The sequence below is a fragment of the Sphingomonas sp. FARSPH genome (genome assembly GCF_003355005.1).
Lineage (GTDB): Bacteria > Pseudomonadota > Alphaproteobacteria > Sphingomonadales > Sphingomonadaceae > Sphingomonas.
In genome coordinates this window covers 69992-84033 of sequence record NZ_CP029985.1, presented here as the reverse complement: position 1 = coordinate 84033, position 14042 = coordinate 69992, and the positions used below count along the sequence as shown (strand labels likewise).

Annotated in this window: 16 protein-coding genes, 1 tRNA gene and 1 pseudogene; 12 read left to right on the top strand and 6 right to left on the bottom strand. The window is 69.2% G+C overall.

The genetic code is table 11. The annotated features are described in order from the left end of the window. Positions 1-39 precede the first annotated feature (39 nt). The 3 genes and pseudogenes from dxs (at position 40) to DM480_RS00390 (ending at position 3054) form a co-directional block, all read left to right on the top strand. Positions 40-1965: a 1-deoxy-D-xylulose-5-phosphate synthase gene (gene dxs / locus DM480_RS00395; RefSeq protein WP_115377058.1), complete on the top strand. Its 1926-nt coding sequence runs from the start codon at positions 40-42 to the stop codon at positions 1963-1965. Positions 1966-1971: 6 nt separating this feature from the next. Then, a pseudogene (locus DM480_RS18385) lies at positions 1972-2151 on the top strand (LuxR C-terminal-related transcriptional regulator); the annotation flags it as partial. A 135-nt stretch (positions 2152-2286) separates the two neighbouring features. After that, entirely contained in the window at positions 2287-3054 is a 768-nt protein-coding gene (locus DM480_RS00390; protein WP_232834216.1) for an Ig-like domain-containing protein, read from the top strand. 4 nt (positions 3055-3058) lie between these two features. On the opposite strand, the gene DM480_RS00385 is transcribed toward DM480_RS00390, so the two are convergent. After that, positions 3059-3730: an RBBP9/YdeN family alpha/beta hydrolase gene (locus tag DM480_RS00385; RefSeq protein ID WP_115377057.1), complete on the bottom strand. Its 672-nt coding sequence runs from the start codon at positions 3728-3730 to the stop codon at positions 3059-3061. A 189-nt stretch (positions 3731-3919) separates the two neighbouring features. Here DM480_RS00385 and DM480_RS00380 point away from each other — a divergent pair, with 189 nt between their 5' ends. The 5 genes from DM480_RS00380 to DM480_RS00360 all read left to right on the top strand — a co-directional run bounded on the left by DM480_RS00380 (position 3920) and on the right by DM480_RS00360 (position 7027). Continuing rightward, entirely contained in the window at positions 3920-4672 is a 753-nt protein-coding gene (locus DM480_RS00380; protein WP_115377056.1) for a TlyA family RNA methyltransferase, read from the top strand. A 105-nt stretch (positions 4673-4777) separates the two neighbouring features. Then, positions 4778-5296, top strand: coding sequence for a TspO/MBR family protein (locus DM480_RS00375; protein WP_115380585.1), 519 nt, complete (start codon positions 4778-4780; stop codon positions 5294-5296). Positions 5297-5327: 31 nt separating this feature from the next. Further along, a complete protein-coding gene (locus DM480_RS00370) occupies positions 5328-5606 on the top strand; it encodes an accessory factor UbiK family protein (protein WP_115377055.1) in 279 nt (92 codons plus the stop codon). An 85-nt stretch (positions 5607-5691) separates the two neighbouring features. Further along, entirely contained in the window at positions 5692-6201 is a 510-nt protein-coding gene (locus DM480_RS00365; protein ID WP_115377054.1) for a YbjN domain-containing protein, read from the top strand. Between the two features lie 4 nt (positions 6202-6205). After that, positions 6206-7027 carry a pyrroline-5-carboxylate reductase family protein gene (locus tag DM480_RS00360; RefSeq protein ID WP_232834057.1) on the top strand — a complete coding sequence of 274 codons (822 nt, stop codon included), beginning with the start codon at positions 6206-6208 and terminating at the stop codon, positions 7025-7027. 81 nt (positions 7028-7108) lie between these two features. On the opposite strand, the gene DM480_RS00355 is transcribed toward DM480_RS00360, so the two are convergent. Both DM480_RS00355 and DM480_RS00350 read right to left on the bottom strand, forming a co-directional pair. Next, complete coding sequence (locus DM480_RS00355; RefSeq protein ID WP_115377053.1) at positions 7109-8152, bottom strand: sulfite exporter TauE/SafE family protein; 1044 nt, start codon at positions 8150-8152, stop codon at positions 7109-7111. A 135-nt stretch (positions 8153-8287) separates the two neighbouring features. Continuing rightward, positions 8288-8779 carry a MarR family transcriptional regulator gene (locus tag DM480_RS00350; RefSeq protein WP_115377052.1) on the bottom strand — a complete coding sequence of 164 codons (492 nt, stop codon included), beginning with the start codon at positions 8777-8779 and terminating at the stop codon, positions 8288-8290. 63 nt (positions 8780-8842) lie between these two features. Here DM480_RS00350 and DM480_RS00345 point away from each other — a divergent pair, with 63 nt between their 5' ends. Both DM480_RS00345 and DM480_RS00340 read left to right on the top strand, forming a co-directional pair. Beyond that, complete coding sequence (locus DM480_RS00345) at positions 8843-9937, top strand: branched-chain amino acid aminotransferase (RefSeq protein ID WP_115377051.1); 1095 nt, start codon at positions 8843-8845, stop codon at positions 9935-9937. Between the two features lie 85 nt (positions 9938-10022). Next, positions 10023-10097, top strand: a tRNA-Gln gene (locus tag DM480_RS00340). A 259-nt stretch (positions 10098-10356) separates the two neighbouring features. Here the strand turns inward: DM480_RS00340 and DM480_RS00335 are convergent. After that, positions 10357-11091: an SDR family oxidoreductase gene (locus tag DM480_RS00335; protein WP_115377050.1), complete on the bottom strand. Its 735-nt coding sequence runs from the start codon at positions 11089-11091 to the stop codon at positions 10357-10359. A 130-nt stretch (positions 11092-11221) separates the two neighbouring features. Between DM480_RS00335 and DM480_RS00330 the strand changes: the two genes are divergently transcribed. Then, the gene (locus tag DM480_RS00330) at positions 11222-11533 is read left to right on the top strand and encodes an ArsR/SmtB family transcription factor (protein WP_115377049.1); all 312 of its coding nucleotides are present in this window, start codon (positions 11222-11224) and stop codon (positions 11531-11533) included. Here DM480_RS00330 and DM480_RS00325 read toward each other — a convergent pair whose 3' ends face one another. Beyond that, positions 11534-12397 (bottom strand): aldo/keto reductase family oxidoreductase, encoded by an 864-nt coding sequence (locus DM480_RS00325; RefSeq protein ID WP_115377048.1) that lies wholly within the window; start codon positions 12395-12397, stop codon positions 11534-11536. It lies immediately after the preceding gene. A 93-nt stretch (positions 12398-12490) separates the two neighbouring features. Between DM480_RS00325 and DM480_RS00320 the strand changes: the two genes are divergently transcribed. Beyond that, complete coding sequence (locus DM480_RS00320) at positions 12491-13387, top strand: LysR family transcriptional regulator (protein WP_115377047.1); 897 nt, start codon at positions 12491-12493, stop codon at positions 13385-13387. Between the two features lie 39 nt (positions 13388-13426). On the opposite strand, the gene DM480_RS00315 is transcribed toward DM480_RS00320, so the two are convergent. Continuing rightward, positions 13427-14008: an FKBP-type peptidyl-prolyl cis-trans isomerase gene (locus DM480_RS00315; protein ID WP_232834056.1), complete on the bottom strand. Its 582-nt coding sequence runs from the start codon at positions 14006-14008 to the stop codon at positions 13427-13429. Positions 14009-14042 lie beyond the last annotated feature (34 nt).

Genomic DNA, 14042 nt, shown 5'->3' with positions numbered 1-14042 from the left:
GCAATCGACACCTTGTGTCGGAACGGGTAAGCGGTTCGGATGTCCGAACTTCCTGACACGCCGTTGCTCGACACCGTCAAGACCCCCGCCGACCTGCGCAAGCTGAAGCCGGAACAACTCCGCCAGCTCGCCGACGAACTGCGCAGCGAGACGATCTCGGCGGTCGGCACCACCGGCGGGCATCTCGGCTCCGGGCTCGGCGTCGTCGAACTGACCGTCGCGATCCATTATGTGTTCGACACGCCGACCGATCGCCTGATCTGGGACGTCGGCCACCAATGCTATCCGCACAAGATCCTGACCGGACGGCGCGACCGCATTCGTACGTTGCGCCAGGGCGGCGGCCTGTCCGGCTTCACCAAGCGGACCGAGAGCGAATACGATCCATTCGGCGCGGCGCATTCGTCGACGTCGATCTCTGCGGCGCTCGGTTTCGCGACCGCCAACCGGCTGTCGGGTTCGCCGTCGAAGGCGATCGCGGTGATCGGCGACGGATCGATGTCCGCCGGCATGGCCTATGAGGCGATGAACAACGCGGAAGCCGCGGGCAACCGCCTGGTCGTCATCCTCAACGACAACGACATGTCGATCGCGCCGCCGGTCGGCGGCCTGTCCGCCTACCTCTCGCGCATGGTGTCGAGCCGCGAATTCCTGGGCGTGCGCGACGTGCTGAAGCGGCTCGCCCGCCGGCTGCCGCGCCCGCTGCACAAGGCGGCGCGCAAGACCGACGAATATGCGCGCGGCATGACGATGGGCGGCACGCTGTTCGAGGAACTGGGCTTCTATTATGTCGGCCCGATCGACGGCCACAATCTCGACCATCTGATCCCCGTGCTCGAGAACGTTCGCGACGCCGCGGAAGGGCCGATCCTGGTCCACGTCGTCACCAAGAAGGGCAAGGGCTATGCCCCCGCCGAAGCGGCGGCGGACAAATATCACGGCGTCCAGAAGTTCGACGTCATCACCGGCGCGCAGGCGAAGGCGCCGCCGGGGCCGCCGCAATATCAGAACGTGTTCGGCGATCAGCTGGTCAAGGAAGGCCAGCGCGACCCGACGATCGTCGCGATCACCGCGGCGATGCCGTCGGGCACGGGCGTCGACCGCTTCGCCAAGGCGTTCCCCGATCGTGCCTTCGACGTCGGCATCGCGGAACAGCATGCCGTCACATTCGCCGCTGGCCTTGCGGCGCAGGGGATGCGGCCGTTCTGTGCGATCTATTCGACCTTCCTGCAGCGCGCCTACGACCAGGTCGTGCACGATGTGGCGATCCAGAACCTGCCGGTGCGCTTCGCGATCGATCGCGCAGGGCTGGTCGGCGCGGACGGCGCGACGCATGCGGGTAGCTTCGACGTCACTTATCTGGCGACCCTGCCCAATTTCGTCGTGATGGCGGCGGCGGACGAGGCCGAACTGGTGCATATGACGCACACCGCCGCGCTCCATGACAGCGGCCCGATCGCGGTCCGGTACCCGCGCGGCAACGGCACCGGCGTGGCGCTGCCGGAGGTGCCGGAGCGGCTGGAGATCGGCAAGGGCCGGCTGGTGCGCGAGGGCAAGACCGTCGCGATCCTGTCGCTCGGCACGCGGCTTGCGGAGGCGCTGCGCGCCGCCGACGTGCTCGAGGCGAAGGGGTTGTCGACGAGCGTCGCCGACCTGCGCTTCGCCAAGCCGCTGGACGAGGCGCTGATCCGCCGCCTGCTGACGACGCACGAGGTCGCGGTGACGATCGAGGAGAATGCGGTCGGCGGCCTCGGCGCGCACGTGCTGACGCTGGCGAGCGACGAGGGGCTGATCGACGGCGGCCTGCGCCTGCGCACGATGCGCCTGCCCGACCTGTTTCAGGACCAGGACAAGCCCGAGGTGCAATATGCGCAGGCCGGCCTCGACGCGGAGGCGATCGTCGACACGGTGCTGAAGGCGCTGCGCCACAACAGCGCCGGTGTGACCGAGGGCGCGCGGGCGTAAATCGCGGTGCCGGGGCAGGGGGACACGTTCGACGCGCTGACCGCGGCCGAACGCCGCATCCTGCACCTCCTGGCCGCTGGTCACACTGCCAAGAGCATCGCTGGCGAAACCGCGCTATCGGTCAACGCCGTGAACGAGCGGTTGCGTGAGGCACGTCGCAAGACCGGCGCCGCGAGCAGCCGCGAACTCGCGCGCCTGCTGGTCGCCCAAGAAAATCGTGACGAGCAAATCGGGGTGGCGCCGCCACCGCCCGGTGCCGGACAGCCTGTGCCGGCCCCGCCGCATCGGGCGACGGGGCTGTCACGAAAAGGTGCTTTTGCCATGACGATGCTCACGGGTCTGGTCGCCGCGCTCGCCCTGACCGGCACTTTCTCCCAAAACGATCCGGGCAAGGGCGACCGGCGGATGCCTGATCCGTTGCTCGGGTCGCTGGCCGTCGACCATCCCGATCAGGTTTCGGAGCTGCATGGGCAAGTCCGGCGCGAGGCACGGGATGCGGCCTGGGCGCCCGGCGCGGAAGCGGCGCTCGCCAAACGGTTCGGCGGGATCGCCGGCGTCGACAGCCTGCGCGTCCTGTGCGCAGCGACCTTGTGCGAGGTCGCCGGACGGCTGAAGCCCGGTTCCGATTCGGGGCCGGCGCTGCTCGCACTGCAAAAGCTGCCGCTGTCGGGCGTGCGCGATCTCGGCTTCGGCGATTCCGCTTTCTCGGTCGGCGGAAAGGCGGCGGGCGTGGGGACGCCGTTCGTCACGTATCTCAAGCGCATCCCGCCGACGATGCCCCATGTGGTGTCGACCAGTCCGGTGCAGGACGCGACGATCGCTCCCGGCCCCTATACGCTGAGCGTGACGTTCGACCGGCCGATGCGCGCGCGCAGCTATTCGTTCGTGACCAGCAACGTCGGCGACTATCCCGCTTGCGACGGCAAGCCGCAGCAATCGCCGGATGGCAGGACATTCACGATGCACTGCACCGCCGTTGCCGGCCGCACCTATGCGATCGGTTTCAATTCGGCGCGCTTCCGCAACTTCGTCAGTGTGGAGGGCGTCGCAGCGGCGCCGTCAATGCTCGCCTTCGACACCCGCCGCTGACCCGTCACCGCCCCAGATAATGCGCCTGCGCCGCGTCGGTGGCGTTGACCGCGAGGATGGCGCGGGCGTCGCCGGGGGTGCGGGCGTGGCCGCGGGCGTCGCTGCTCGCGGCGATGACGCGGTTCAGCATGTCTTGCCCCTCGTGCCACCAGCCGATGCCGCTGGCGGCGTTGAGGTGCCCTTGCGCGCCCGCGTCGACGAAATGGCTGCCCCAGTCCGCCGCGAGGCTGTGCGCGCGGTCGATCGTGATCCACGGGTCGTCGCGCGAGGCGACGAGGATCGATGGGAAGGGCAACGGGGTGCGCGGCGAGGGCGCGAAGCCCTTCAACGCCTCGGGCGCGTCGGGGCGGTCGACGTCGGCGGGGGCGACGAGCAACGCGCCTGCGACGGGCCAGCCATAGGGCTGCGGGCTCAGTTCCGCCCACCAGGCGACCGCGAGGCAGCCGAGGCTGTGCGCCGCGAGGATCACCGGTGCCTGTGCCGCGCGGATCGCCTGGTCGAGCTTCGTCACCCAGGCGTTGCGATGCGGCGTGTTCCACATGCCGAGTTCGACGCGCACCGTGTCGGGCCGCGCCTCTTCCCAAAGCGTCTGCCAGTGCGAGGGGCCTGACCCGCCGAGGCCCGGCACGGTCAGGATCGTCGGGCCGGCGGATTCGAACGTCGCGAAACCAGTCATTGCCATCTCCCTCCAGAGCGAAAGGGCGCATCCGGCCGTCGTTCGAGCGACGCCGTCCGGCACGCCCCCCGATCCCGAACGTTATATCTACTATTCCGATAGGCAATAGCGCTGCGCCCGGTGGAGGGCGGCGCGCGCCGGGTGGAAGCGCCGGGTGGAAGCGGGGGGGCGAAGCCGCTATCGGGCAGCATGGCAAAGACCCGTGCGGACCAGCTTCTCGTCGATCGCGGCCTCGCCGAGTCGCGCACCCGGGCGCAGGCGCTGATCATGGCGGGCCTCGTCTTCGTCGGCGACCGCAAGGTCGACAAGCCGGGGCAGAGCGTCGCCGACGACGTCGCGATCGACGTGCGCGGTCGCGACCATCCCTGGGTCTCGCGCGGCGGCATCAAGCTCGCGCACGGGCTGGACACGTTCGAATGGGATGTGACGGGCGCGGTCGCGATCGACGTCGGATCGTCGACGGGCGGCTTCACCGACGTGCTGCTCAGCCGCGGCGGGCTCCGCGTCTATGCGGTCGACAGCGGCACCAACCAGCTGGCGTGGAAGCTGCGTCAGGATCCGCGCGTCGTCGTCCACGAACAGACGAGCGCGCGCATCCTGACCGACGCGCAAATCCCCGAGCCGATCGACCTCGTCGTGTGCGACGCGAGCTTCATCGGCCTCGCCAAGGTGCTGGAACGGCCGTTGTCGTTCGTCCGCCCCGGCGGCCGCCTGCTCGCGCTGATCAAGCCGCAGTTCGAGGCGGGCCGGGAAGAGGTGGGGAAGGGCGGCGTCGTGCGCGATCCGGCGGTGCACGCACGCGTCTGCGCGGAGGTCACGCGTTGGCTGGAGGACAGCGGCTGGCGCGTCGCGGGGGTCGTGGCCAGCCCGATCACGGGGCCCGAGGGCAATGTGGAATTTCTGGTCGCCGCGCACCGTGTCGGACCGCAAACGGAACGATAACCGTAACGGACGCTTTACGGATGCTGCGCCGCAAGGCAGAGCCGCGCGGCCGGGCATAGGATGGAGCATCGGGTGAACGTCGTCGCGTCCAAGGGTCAACTTCGCATGTCGTTCCTGCGCTGGGCGGCGGTGAGCGTGCCGCTGATCCTGCTGCTGGGCTTCGCCTCGGGGCGCGCGGTGCCGACCGGTGCGGACAGCGGCTGGTACATGGCGCTGGCCAAACCGGACCTCAATCCGCCCGGCTGGGTGTTCCCGATCGTGTGGACGGGCCTGTACATCCTGATGGGTGTGGCGCTGGCGATGATCCTGCACGCGCGCGGCGCCAAGGGCCGCGGTCCCGCGATCGGCCTGTTCGGCGTGCAGTTCGCGCTCAACCTGATCTGGACGCCGCTGTTCTTCGGGATGCACCGGGTTGAGGCGGCGCTGCTCGTCATCGTCGCAATGCTGGTCGTGGCGATCGCCACCACCGTCGCCTTTTCGCGCATCCGCGTCGCGGCGGCGTGGCTAATGGTCCCGTATCTGGTGTGGATCAGCTTCGCGGGCGTGCTGACCTGGCGGATCGGGCAGCTCAACCCCGACGCCGAAACCCTTGTGCCGGCGGCGCACACGTCCCAGATGCTGTGACGATCGTTTCTTTTCGTACCGGATACAGCCCATGCAGACCGAAAACCGCCTGTTCGATGATGTCGTGAAGTTCGTGAACGGCGCGGCCGGGACGCTCGCCGGTGTCGGGCGCGAGGCGGAATCGAACGCCCGCGCGCGGGCGCGCGAATGGATCGGCGGGCTCGATTTCGTCAGCCGCGACGAATTCGACGCGGTAAAGGCGATGGCGATCGCCGCCCGCGACGAGGCCGATGCGCTGAAGGCGCGGCTCGACGCGCTGGAGGCGAAGGTCGCCGCCGGCGGTACGGCCGATGCGGGGCCCGCCGCCTGACTTTTCCACATATTTTGCGCAGATCCGGCGACCGGCGATGCAGCGGGGCTTTTGCCGCCGCCGCGTCTTCGTGCGATAAGGGGTGATGGCCATGCTGGACCACGCCGACCACGAACAGGATTCCGCCGCCCCCATCGACATGCTGGAGGCCTATTACGCCGCGCACGGCTGGGACCATGAGCGGCATGAGGACGAGATCGTCGCGACGGTCAAGGGCAGCTGGACGACGTACGAGCTGCGCGCCTTGTGGCGCGAGGACGACAGCGTGCTGCAATTCCTCGCGTTTCCCGACATCAAGGTCACCGACGACCGTCGCACCGCGGTCTATGAGGCGATCGGGCTGGTCAACGAACAATTGTGGATCGGCCATTTCGAACTGTGGTCGTCGTCGGGCGTGCTCCTCTATCGCCATGCCGTGATGGTCGACGGCGAGGACGAGGGGACGATGACGCTGGGCGGCGCCGAATTGCTCGTCGAATCGGCGATCGAGGAATGCGAGCGCTTCTATCCGGTGTTCCAGTTCGTATTGTGGGGCGGCAAGACCCCGCGCGAGGCGCTCGCCGCCGCGCTGATCGAGACGCAGGGCGAGGCGTAAGGCCGTGACCGACCTGCCGCAGGGGCGGATGCTGCTCGTCGGATGCGGCAACATGGGCGGCGCGATGCTGCGCCGCTGGATCGCGGCCGGGCTGGACCCGGCGCAGGTAACCGTGGTCAGCCCCAGCGGGCGGTCGATGCCGGATGGCGTGCGGGTGGTGACGGCGGTGCCCTCGGCCGACGCCGGCGCGCCGTTCGACATCGTCATGCTGGGTTTCAAACCGCAGCAACTCGGCCTGTTTCGCGACGGCCCGCTCGCCGGCCATGCGCCGCGCCTGCTGCTGTCGATCCTCGCCGGGGTGGAGCATGATCCGATCGCCGCGGTCGTGCCGCGGGCGGTCAACATCGTGCGCGCCATGCCCAATCTGCCCGTCGCGATCGGCAAGGGGGTCGTCGCGCTCAACACCGTGCAGGCGGATGACGCGGCCCGCGCGACCGCGGCGGCGCTGATGCGCCCGCTCGGCCATATCGAATGGATCGCGGTGGCGGATCAGTTCGACGACGTCACCGCGCTGGCGGGATGCGGCCCCGGCTTCGTCTTTCGCTTTGCCGACGCGCTGGCGCAGGCGGGCGCCGCGCTCGGCCTTCCCGCGGATCAGGCCGCCCGTCTCGCACTCGCGACGTTGCAAGGCGCCGCGATGATGGCGGCGGAAGCGACCGACACGCCGCACGTGCTTGCCGACCGCGTCGCCAGCCCCGGCGGATCGACGCGCGCCGGGCTGAACGTGCTCGATCGGCCCGACGGGCTGGTCGCGCTGCTGACCGATACGCTGGCCGCATCCGCGCGGCGCAACCGCGAAATGGCCGCCGCGGCGCGCGAAGGCTGACCGCCGCGCGTTCCGGAGTCTGATCCAGCCACGCTGACGAGGGGCGGCGCCGGCACCGCCTCCACGTCGGTGGATCAGACGTTAATCGCGCTCGGTCACGATGACGCGCTCCCACCGTGCAGCACCGCGGGCATAATGCACCTCCAGCCCCTCGCGGTCGATCTCCACAAATTTCTCGATAGCGACGATCCGGGCGCCCGCCGGCGTCGGGGGTAAGGCGCGCGCATAACGCGGTTTCAGATGCGCGAGCGAAAGCTGCTTTTCCAGCACGACGCCGCCATGCGCGGACCATGCGACGCCATAACGATGCCGCCCCCAATAGGCCTGCACCTCGCGCTCGCGGGCCGTGCCGGTCATCGCCATGCCGGCGCCCTGCCGCTGCAGCGCCGCCGGGGCGGCGGTGGCGATCATGCCGATACCTGCGGCGACCATCGCGCCCGTTCCCGCGCGGCGAAACAGCCCCTCGTCGATCCGGTGTAGCAGACGCGCCATCAGCCACGACGCCGCCACCGCGCCCAGCGCGACCACGCCGCCCGCCAGCAGGCTGCGCGTCGTTAGCACGCCGAGCGTGGCGTAGAGCGCGATCTTGACGATATGCAGCAGCACCTCGTTCATCGCGCGGGTGGCGACGATCTCCGCCTTGCTCATCCGCAGGCGGAAATAGAAACGGTTGAACACGACGCCCACGGCGCCGGTGAAGCCCGACAGCAGGCCGACCGCGCCGCCGAGCGCGAGCAGAATGCCCGGCCCTGCGGTCAGCGGCGCGTCCTGCGCCGGGTCACCGCCGCGGCGCAGCAGCAGCGGCAGGTTGCCGACCAGGAACAGGCCGAGGATCAGCTTCACGTACAGCGGATCGAACCGTGACAGCATCCACGCCCCCAGCGCCGCCGCGGGGAGCGCGGCGGGCAGGAACCAGCGCACGATGTCCCAGCGGATCGCGGTGCGGAACAGCGCGATCCGCGATACCGCGCTCGTCGCGGTGCCGATCGACAGCGCGGCGGGGACCTGCACGCTCGGCAGGACCGCGGCGAGGATGGGGATGAGCATCAACCCCGCACCGCCGCCCGCGACCGTGCTGATCGCGAAGGCCAGGATTGCGGCGACGAACAGGAGGGCAAGGATCATGGTGGCGCTTTGCAATGCGCCGGTGGCACGCGTAAACCCCCGAACGCGAAGGTTGCGCGCTTGTAACCTGCTAGCGCCGAGCGTGGCGGGCCGGGGGGGCGGACCTTCGCGTCCCGCCAGCCCCCGCCGCGTCGCCTATCCGCGCAGCGCCTCGACGAAGGGGCGCTCCGTTTCGGGGATCATCCCTTCCAGCACCGCCCAATAGCCCGATACGGCATCCTGCCCGGCCGATTGATAGGCGGCGGACATCTTGGCGCGCACCGCCTCGAACAGCTGCGCCTCCATTGCCGCGCCCTCCGCGGTGAGCCGCAGCAGCCGCTGACGACGGTCGCGCTCGCCGGGGCGCGATTCGACCAGCTTGCGGTCGGTCAGTTCGTTGAGTACCCGCCCGAGCGACTGCTTGGTGATCGCCAGCAGCGCCAGCAACTCGCTGACCGTCAGGTCGGGCTTGCGGGCGATGAAATACAGCGCACGGTGGTGGGCACGGCCCAGCCCTTGCGCGGCGAGACCCTGATCGACGGAGCGGGTGAGGTGACTGTGACCGAAATACAGAAGTTCCATACCGCGACGGAGTTCGGACTCGCGGAGGAACTGGGCGGAGGCGGAGGAGAGAGCTGGGGCAGCCATGTTGACCGGTTTAGCCACCCCCCGTACGCGACTGCAACCCCGAAAGCCTGAGAAGAGAACATCATGTCCGCTGATCTGCCCGCTTTTCGCCTCGATCCCAATCCGGCGCCCGTCGCGGCGAACGAGCGGGCGGCGCGCCTGGTCGACCCCGGGTTCGGCCGCGTCTTCACCGATCACATGGCGCTGATCCGTTATACGGAGGAACAGGGCTGGCACGATGCGCAGATCACTGCGCGCGCGCCGTTGACGGTCGATCCGTCGACCGCGGTGCTGCATTATGCGCAGGAGATTTTCGAAGGCCTCAAGGCCTATCGCCTCGACGACGGCGATATTGCACTGTTCCGCGCCGATGCCAACGCCCGTCGCTTTCGCGATTCGGCGCGGCGGCTGGCGATGCCCGAACTGCCCGACGACTTGTTCCTCGAAAGCTGCCGCAAGCTGGTCGAGACCGAGCGCGACTGGATCCCCTCGATCGAGGGCGGGGCGCTGTACCTCAGGCCCTTCATGATCGCGAGCGAGGCGTTCCTGGGCGTCAAGCCGTCCGCCGAATATCTCTACATGGTCATCGCCTCGTCGGTCGGCGCCTATTGGAAGGGCGGGGCGCGCGCGGTGTCGATCTGGGTCAGCCGCGACTATACGCGCGCCGCGCCCGGCGGCACCGGCGCGGCCAAGTGCGGCGGCAACTACGCCGCCAGCCTCGCCGCACAGTCGGAGGCGATCCGCCAGGGCTGCGACCAGGTCGTCTTCCTCGATGCGGTCGAGCGGCGCTGGGTCGAGGAACTGGGCGGCATGAACGTCTTCTTCGTGTTCGACGACGGCAGCATCGTGACGCCGCCGCTGACCGGCACGATCCTGCCCGGGATCACCCGCGATTCGATCATCCGCATCGCGCGTGATCAGGGGATCGCGGTGCGCGAGGAATTGTACGGCATCGACCAGTGGCGCGCCGACGCGGCGAGCGGCCGCCTGACCGAGGCGTTCGCCTGCGGCACAGCCGCGGTGGTGACGCCGATCGGTGAGGTGAAGAGCGCGGACGGTGGCTTCACGATCGGTACGGGCGGCACCGGCCAGACGACGCAGCGCATGCTCGACGCGCTCACTGCGATCCAGCGCGGCCGCGGCGCGGACCCGCACGGCTGGCTGCAGCGGCTGGGCTGACCGGAAGGCGCGGCGGCGGCCCGACAAAGCCGCACGGCAGGGCTTCCCAACCCCGCCGCGGCGGCTATAAGGCCGCCCTTCCTGTTGGGGCGTCGCCAAGCGGTAAGGCACCGGTTTTTGGTACCGGCATGCGCAGGTTCGAATCCTGCCGCCCCAGCCATATCCAGCTCTGAGTTGTTGTCTGGATGACAGAAAAACAGCTGTTACCCGTCGGGCTGGGTCGCCGGATATGACGGCTTTAGGTAAGGCTTCCGTGCCTGCCATCTAGGCCTTCGAGCGGCGGGCGCCATGTCTTCCTGATACCGAACCAACCGTCTTCAAGATTGGGCCGATGTTCGCTCGAAGACCCCCCGCAGCGCATAAGGGTCGTCGATGCGCTTCGACGGCCCCCCGGAGTGAGGGGCCGCCTTCTTCAAGGTTTATGCCGTCGCGCCGCCGTCGATGTTGAGCGTCGTACCGGTGATATAGCTCGCATCGGGGCCGGCGAGGAACGCGACCGCGCCTGCGATCTCCTCGACCTTGCCGTAGCGGCCGAGCGGGATGGCGCCGAGCACCTGCCCGGCGAAGTCGCTGTCGGCGGGGTTCATGTCGGTGTCGATCGGCCCCGGCTGCACGGTGTTGACCAGGATGTTGCGCGACGCGAGATCCTTCGCCCAGCCGCGCGCCAGCGCCGCCACTGCGGCCTTGGTCGCGCTGTAGACCGTGGTCGCGGGGAAGGCCATCTCGCCCGAGATGCTGCCGATCAGGATGATGCGCCCGCCGTCGCGCAGATGCGGCAACGCGGCGCGGGTACCGACGTGCAGGCCCTTTACGTTGACGCCGAACTGGCGGTCAAAGGTCTCGTCGGTATCCTCGGTGACGGCGGAAAATTCGGCCACGCCGGCATTGTGGACGAGGATGTCGATGCCGCCGAGCGCCGCGGCGGCCTGTTCAACGCCCGCCCGCTGCGCGGCGGGGTCGGCGGCATCGGCCTGGAAGGCGAAAGCGGTGCCGCCCGCGCGCTCGATCGCCGCCACCGTGGCATCGGCCGCGGCCTTGTTGCCGGCATAGGTGATCGCAACGCGCGCGCCATCGGCCGCGAGCCGCTTGGCGATGGCCGAGCCGATCCCGCGCGATCCACCGGTGACGAGCGCTGTCTTGCCCTGAACTGACATGTGCATTCTCCGAAAATTGGGCCCGCGATCACGGCGTCGTGTGCTGTCGGCAGGCGGGAAATGGGGCTATGGTTCTATAGTTCAAGAACACCGAACTATTAAATTTCGACCGGGCGCCTATATCGGCCGCATGCCCCGCTTCACCCATCCCCGGCTGGAGGACGTTCCACTCGATCTCGCGCTGCATGCGCTGGCCGATCCCAATCGGCTGGCCATGGTGGCGCGGCTCGCCGCGACCGAGCGGCTGCGCTGCACCGACGCCGCGCCGTGTGAGACGATCCCGAAGAGCACGCTGTCCAACCACCTGAAGCTGCTGCGCGCGGCAGGGTTGATCGAGACGGTTCAGGCGGGGCGCGAGATGATCAACACGTTGCGCCGCGCCGAATTCGACCGGCGCTTTCCCGGCCTGCTCGACGCGGTGCTCGCCAACCGGCCGGGCTGATCAGCCGCCGATCGCGTCCAGCGCGGCCACGGCGTCGTCGGGCAACGTCAGCGATGCCGCGGCGAGATTTTCGTGCAGGTGCGTGACCGAAGAGGTGCCCGGGATCAGTAGAATGTTGGGCGCGCGCCGAAGCAGCCAGGCGAGCGCCACCTGCATCGGCGTCGCCTCCAGCCACGTTGCCACGTCGGACAGTGCCGTCGACTGGAGCGGGCTGAACCCGCCGAGGGGAAAGAAGGGGACATAGGCGATGCCCTCCGTCGCCAGCGCGTCGATAAAGGCATCGTCGTCGCGATGGGCGAGGTTGTACTGGTTCTGGACGCAGACGATGTCGGCGATGGCGCGCGCTTCCGCCAGCTGCTTCGGCGTGACGTTGCTGAGGCCGATATGGCGCACCAGACCCTGGCGTTGCAGGTCGGCGAGCACCTTCAGCGGCGCGGCGAGCGATCCCTCGGCGGGGCCGTGGACGTCGAACATCAGGCGCAGGTTGACGACGTCGAGCGTCTCCAGCCCCAGGTTCGTCAGATTGTCGTCGACCGCACGGGCAAGCTCGTCCGGCGCGAACGCGGGGATCCAGGACGCGTCGTCACCCCGCCGCGCGCCGATCTTGGTCACGATCATCAGATCGTCGGGGTAAGGGGACAAGGCTTCGCGGATCAGCCGGTTGGTGACGTGCGGGCCGTAGAAATCGCTGGTGTCGATATGGTTGACGCCCGCGTCAACGGCGGCGCGAAGCACGGCGAGCGCTGCATCGCGGTCCCGCGGGGGGCCGAAAACGCCGGGGCCCGCGAGCTGCATCGCGCCATAGCCGAGCCGTTTCACGCTGTGTCCGGCAAGAGAATAGGTGCCTGCCTGGTCGATCGTCATCGTCGTGTCTCCTGTGCTGGGCCACGAAATACGGCTTGCGGACCATCGCGATAAGACGGAGTTATTCGCACGGGTTGTACGGAAAACCGGACGATGAAGGCGGACCTTGGCGATCTCAATGCCTTCCTGGCGGTCGCGCAAGCGCGCGGGTTTCGCGACGCCGCGCGGGCCGTCGGATCGAGCGCCTCGACGCTCAGCGAAGCAGTGCGGCGGCTGGAGGCGCGGCTGGGCGTGCGGCTGCTGCATCGTACGACGCGTAGCGTCGTGCCGACCGAAGCGGGGACGCGGCTGATCGAGCGGCTGGCCCCGGCGCTTGGCGAGGTGGAGGCGGCGCTCGACGTCGTCAACCTGTTCCGGGACCGTCCGGCAGGTACGCTCAAGCTCAACGTGCCGGTCAGCGCGGCGCGGCTGGTGCTGCCGGCGATCCTGCCCGGCTTCCTCGCCGCCTTTCCCGACATCCAGGTCGAGATCGTCGCGGAGGACGGCTTCGTCGACATGGTCGCGTCGGGTTGCGACGCGGGCATCCGTTACGACGAGCGGCTGGAGCAGGACATGATCGCGGTACCGATCGGCCCGCGCATCCAGCGTTTCGCGACGGCGGCGGCACCCGCCTATCTCGAGGCGCGCGGCCGGCCGACCCATCCGCGCGAGTTGCTGGGCCACGCCTGCCTGCGCGGTCGGTTCACCAGCGGTGCGCTCACCAGCCCATGGGAATTCGAGCGCGCCGGCGAGATCGTCCGGATCGAGCCGCAGGGCCCGCTCGTCGCCAGCGTGGCGGGTTCGGTGGACCTGCTGGTCGATGTGGCGATGGCGGGCGGCGGGGTCGTCCATCTGTTCGAGGACTGGCTCCAGCCGGCGCTCGCCAGCGGCGCGCTGGAGCCGGTGCTGCCGGACTGGTGGCAGTCTTTCTCCGGCCCGTTTCTCTATTATTCCGGCCGTCGCCTCATCCCGCCGCCGCTGCGCGCGTTCATCGATTTCATCCGCGACTGAGCGTCACATACGCGGCGGCCCGGGCGTCCCGTAGCAGGATCACGGCTTCGGCGCCGCCGCATCGTTGCCGGGGGCGGCCTTGCGCATTTCGGCGATTTCGGCAGCGGTCTTGAAATCGAGCAGTTCGACCTGGAACACCAGATCGGAATTGGCCGGGATCGGGCCCGACGCCTGCGCGCCATAGCCGAGCGTCGCGGGGATGCAGAGGCGGATGACGCCGCCGCGGCTCAGCATCCGCAGGCCCTGCGAGAAGCCGGGGATGACCGCGCCGACCGGCATCGGCGTCTGCATCGCCTGATCGAACACCGCCCCCGTCGCGTTCAGGTAACCGATGTAATTGACCAGCACCGTCGCGTCCGCCGGCGGCTTCGGCCCGGTCGCCGCGCGCAATATGGTATAGCCGAGCCCGGTCGGCGTCCGCATCGCGCACACCCGCTGCGCCGCGGGGACGATGGGCGTCAACGGCAGGGGAATGATCGCGTTGTCCGCCGCCGGTTTCGGCGGGGCGGCGTGCGGCGTCTTGCGGACCTGCGCGCTCGCGGCCGCCGACGCCGTCATCACCAGGGCGGAAAGGATCGCGACGAACGCGCGGGCATGGGCGGGGCGGGGAAAAGGCTGCATGGCCAGAAGCCCTAGGCCGCGCCGCCCGGTCGGA

Bases quoted from the DNA above. Each gene is read 5' to 3' on its own strand.
- dxs (WP_115377058.1), top strand. From the start codon at position 40: ATGTCCGAACTTCCTGACACGCCGTTGCTCGACACCGTCAAGACCCCC.
- DM480_RS00390 (WP_232834216.1), top strand. From the start codon at position 2,287: ATGACGATGCTCACGGGTCTGGTCGCCGCGCTCGCCCTGACCGGCACT.
- DM480_RS00385 (WP_115377057.1), bottom strand. From the start codon at position 3,730: ATGACTGGTTTCGCGACGTTCGAATCCGCCGGCCCGACGATCCTGACC.
- DM480_RS00380 (WP_115377056.1), top strand. From the start codon at position 3,920: ATGGCAAAGACCCGTGCGGACCAGCTTCTCGTCGATCGCGGCCTCGCC.
- DM480_RS00375 (WP_115380585.1), top strand. From the start codon at position 4,778: ATGTCGTTCCTGCGCTGGGCGGCGGTGAGCGTGCCGCTGATCCTGCTG.
- DM480_RS00370 (WP_115377055.1), top strand. From the start codon at position 5,328: ATGCAGACCGAAAACCGCCTGTTCGATGATGTCGTGAAGTTCGTGAAC.
- DM480_RS00365 (WP_115377054.1), top strand. From the start codon at position 5,692: ATGGCCATGCTGGACCACGCCGACCACGAACAGGATTCCGCCGCCCCC.
- DM480_RS00355 (WP_115377053.1), bottom strand. From the start codon at position 8,152: ATGATCCTTGCCCTCCTGTTCGTCGCCGCAATCCTGGCCTTCGCGATC.
- DM480_RS00350 (WP_115377052.1), bottom strand. From the start codon at position 8,779: ATGGCTGCCCCAGCTCTCTCCTCCGCCTCCGCCCAGTTCCTCCGCGAG.
- DM480_RS00345 (WP_115377051.1), top strand. From the start codon at position 8,843: ATGTCCGCTGATCTGCCCGCTTTTCGCCTCGATCCCAATCCGGCGCCC.
- DM480_RS00335 (WP_115377050.1), bottom strand. From the start codon at position 11,091: ATGTCAGTTCAGGGCAAGACAGCGCTCGTCACCGGTGGATCGCGCGGG.
- DM480_RS00330 (WP_115377049.1), top strand. From the start codon at position 11,222: ATGCCCCGCTTCACCCATCCCCGGCTGGAGGACGTTCCACTCGATCTC.
- DM480_RS00325 (WP_115377048.1), bottom strand. From the start codon at position 12,397: ATGACGATCGACCAGGCAGGCACCTATTCTCTTGCCGGACACAGCGTG.
- DM480_RS00320 (WP_115377047.1), top strand. From the start codon at position 12,491: ATGAAGGCGGACCTTGGCGATCTCAATGCCTTCCTGGCGGTCGCGCAA.
- DM480_RS00315 (WP_232834056.1), bottom strand. From the start codon at position 14,008: ATGCAGCCTTTTCCCCGCCCCGCCCATGCCCGCGCGTTCGTCGCGATC.